1 protein-coding gene is annotated in these 268 nt (G+C 41.4%); it reads right to left on the reverse strand.

Annotation, left to right across the window (positions count from 1 at the left end):
* Positions 1-74: 74 nt before the first annotated feature.
* Positions 75-268: hypothetical protein (locus tag RG959_RS24250; protein ID WP_342799313.1), on the reverse strand; the 194-nt coding region annotated here is incomplete at its 5' end.

The following is a 268-nucleotide window of genomic DNA, read 5'->3' on the forward strand; positions in this document are numbered from 1 at the left end:
GGCTTTCTGAATATCGAGCATAGGCTCAAAATTTGAATCAATGCTCGACGGAACCCGCTTTTAGGCGGGTTTTGTTATTTCTGGGGTTTGGGAAGTGGCTTTCCTATCCTAAGATTCTTCGCAATGTTAAAAAAATTTACCTTATCCAGCTTGGGCATCACGTCCTCAGGATAAGCGCTGGTAATGTGTATCCTCATTAACTTTTTTTCGCGATACATTTTAAAGGGCACGAAATAGATTATTTGCCCTTCTTCCTCTGTGTTGATGG

Source organism: Domibacillus sp. 8LH (genome assembly GCF_038806185.1).
GTDB lineage: Bacteria > Bacillota > Bacilli > Bacillales > Domibacillaceae > Domibacillus > Domibacillus indicus_A.